Source organism: Sneathia sanguinegens (assembly GCF_001517935.1).
Taxonomy (GTDB): domain Bacteria; phylum Fusobacteriota; class Fusobacteriia; order Fusobacteriales; family Leptotrichiaceae; genus Sneathia; species Sneathia sanguinegens.
The window spans coordinates 1-3,084 of the sequence record NZ_LOQF01000020.1 but is presented as its reverse complement, the minus strand read 5'-3'; the positions used below and the strand labels follow the sequence as shown (position 1 = coordinate 3,084).

Genomic DNA, 3,084 nt, shown 5'->3' with positions numbered 1-3,084 from the left:
AAAAGAGTTAGAGAGAAGCTAAAAAAGGGCATACGGAGGATGCCTAGGTAGTAAAAGCCGAAGAAGGACGTGATAAGCTGCGAAAAGCTTGGTGAAGTTGCACATAAACGAAGAAGCCAAGATGTCCGAATGGGAAAACCTGTATATGAGGAGCATATACGCGAAAGAGGTAAGCCTGTGAACTGAAACATCTAAGTAACAGGAGGAAAAGAAAGTAAAAACGATTTTCTGAGTAGCGGCGAGCGAAAGGGAAGGAGCCTAAACCATATTAGAGTAATAGTTGGACGACGTTTCTAATGTGGGGTAGAGGGACTATTCAGATAGAAGTCTATATATCATTAGATTTAAATGAAGAAACAGAATTAGTTGGAAAGCTAAACCAAAGAAGGTGAAAGTCCTGTAGAGTGAAAAGATTTAAATTTAAGAATAGCACCCGAGTAGCATCAAACACGAGGAATTTGGTGTGAATCAGTGAGGACCATATCTCATAAGGCTAAATACTTTTACTAACCGATAGAGCAGAGTACCGTGAGGGAAAGGTGAAAAGAACCTCGAGAAGAGGAGTGAAACAGAATTTGAAACCGTATGCTTACAAGCGGTAGGAGCAAGGGTAACCTTGTGACTGCGTGGATTTTGGTTAATCATCCTGCGAGTTATGATATATGGCGAGGTTAAGGAAACGGAGCCGAAGGGAAACCAAGTCTTAAGAGGGCGAAAGTCGTATGTTATAGACGCGAAACCTAGTGATCTAGGCCTGTCCAAGTTGAAGCTGGGGTAAGACCCAGTGGAGGACTGAACTCACCGCCGTTGAAATGTTGGGAGATGAGATAGGTCTAGGGGTGAAAAGCCAATCGAACTAGGAGATAGCTCGTTCTCTCCGAAATGCATTTAGGTGCAGCCTTAATAGAAGATATGTGGGGGTAGAGCACTGTATGACCTAGGGGGCATATAGCTTACTGAAGTCAAGCAAACTACGAATACCATATATTAATAATTAGGAGTGAGCCTATGGATGACAAGGTCCATAGACGAGAGGGGAACAACCCAGAACAACAGCTAAGGTCCCAAATTATGTCTAAGTGGGAAAGGAGGTGGATATTCCAAAACAACCAGGAGGTTGGCTTAGAAGCAGCCAAACCTTTAAAGAGTGCGTAATAGCTCACTGGTCGAGAGTATCTGCGCCGAAGATTTAACGGGGCTAAGACATAAACCGAAGCTATGTAATATATCGATAGATATGTTGGTAGGAGAGCGTTCTGTAGGCCGTAGAAGGAGAGTTGGAAGACGATCTGGAGGTATCAGAAGTGAGAATGCAGGAATGAGTAGCGAGAAAGAAGGTGAGAAACCTTCTGGCCGGAAGTCCAAGGATTCCATGGCAATGTTTGTCAACCATGGGTAAGTCGGGACCTAAGTAGAAACAGAGATGTGAATGCGAATGGAAAATAGGTTAATATTCCTATACCACTTATTAAACGCTTGAAGGAAAGGAGTAACGCAGGAAGGTATGTGAGATGGCTGACGGAATAGCCATTCTAAGGAAGAAGTATGAGTATAAAGGAAAAACCGTATACTTAAATATGATAACTGATGGGGAAGTACAGTAAGATGTATAAGTCACAAATCCTACACTGCCAAGAAAAACTTCTACTGAGGATAATAAGTGCCCGTACTGAAAACCGACACAGGTGGACAGGGTGAGAAACCTAAGGCCGACAGGCTAACTCTAGCTAAGGAACTCTGCAAAATAGCCCCGTAACTTCGGGAGAAGGGGTACCTATTAGGTGAAGGGAGAAAAACCTGGAGCTAAGATAGGTCGCAGTGAAGAGTCCCAAGCAACTGTTTACCAAAAACACAGGTCTATGCTAAGCTGGAAGGCGACGTATATGGGCTGACACCTGCCCAGTGCTGGAAGGTTAAGAGGAGGGATGAGAGTCTCGAATTGAAGCCCCAGTGAACGGCGGCCGTAACTATAACGGTCCTAAGGTAGCGAAATTCCTTGTCAGGTAAGTTCTGACCTGCACGAATGGTGCAATGATTTGGGAGCTGTCTTGGCTGGAGGCCTGGTGAAGTTGTAATAGCGGTGAAGATACCGCTTACCTGCAGTAGGACGGAAAGACCCCGTGGAGCTTAACTGTAGTTTGACATTGGGTTTTGGCAATGTGTGTATAGGATAGTTGGGAGACGAAGAACTTAGTGCCCAAGTACTAAGGGAGTCACTGTTGGAATACCAACCATATGTTGTTGAAATTCTAATTAAGCAATTAAGACAGTGTTAGATGGGCAGTTTGACTGGGGCGGTCACCTCCAAAAGAGTAACGGAGGTGTTCAAAGGTTCCCTCAGGTTGGATGGAAATCAACCAAAGAGTGTAAAGGCAAAAGGGAGCTTGACTGCGAGACTGACGGGTCGAGCAGGTACGAAAGTAGGACTTAGTGATCCGGTGGTACTGAATGGAAAGGCCATCGCTCAACGGATAAAAGCTACCCCGGGGATAACAGGCTGATACTTCCCAAGAGTCCATATCGACGGAAGTGTTTGGCACCTCGATGTCGGCTCGTCTCATCCTGGGGCTGTAGAAGGTCCCAAGGGTTGGGCTGTTCGCCCATTAAAGAGGCACGCGAGCTGGGTTCAGAACGTCGTGAGACAGTTCGGTCCCTATCCACTGCAGGCGTAAGAATATTGAAAAGAACTGTCCTTAGTACGAGAGGACCGGGATGGACAAACCTCTGATGTACCAGTTGTATCGCCAGATGCATGGCTGGGTAGTCACGTTTGGAAGGGATAATCGCTGAAAGCATCTAAGTGAGAAACCCACTTTGAGATAAGTATTCTATGAAAGTCCACAGAGAACATGTGGTAGATAGGTTGGGAGTGTAAGTATAGAGATATATTAAGCGGACCAATACTAATAACTTGAAAGCTTTACTAAAGGATCTTTTTTACAACTACTATTTATTTCTAATTGTCTTATTAAAACTTGGTGGCAAAGCTATAGGGGTACACCTAGCAACATACCGAACCTAGAAGTTAAGCCTATATACGCCTAAAATACTCAGTAATGGGGAAGATTGGTAACTGCCAAGTTT

2 rRNA genes are annotated in these 3,084 nt (G+C 44.6%); both read left to right on the top strand.

From position 1 onward, the window contains the following. The first annotated feature begins 11 nt into the window (after nt 1-11). Nucleotides 12-2,927 (top strand): 23S ribosomal RNA (locus AWT65_RS06215). Between the two features lie 47 nt (nt 2,928-2,974). After that, a 5S ribosomal RNA gene (rrf, locus tag AWT65_RS06210) occupies nt 2,975-3,082 on the top strand. The last annotated feature ends 2 nt before the right edge of the window (nt 3,083-3,084 follow it).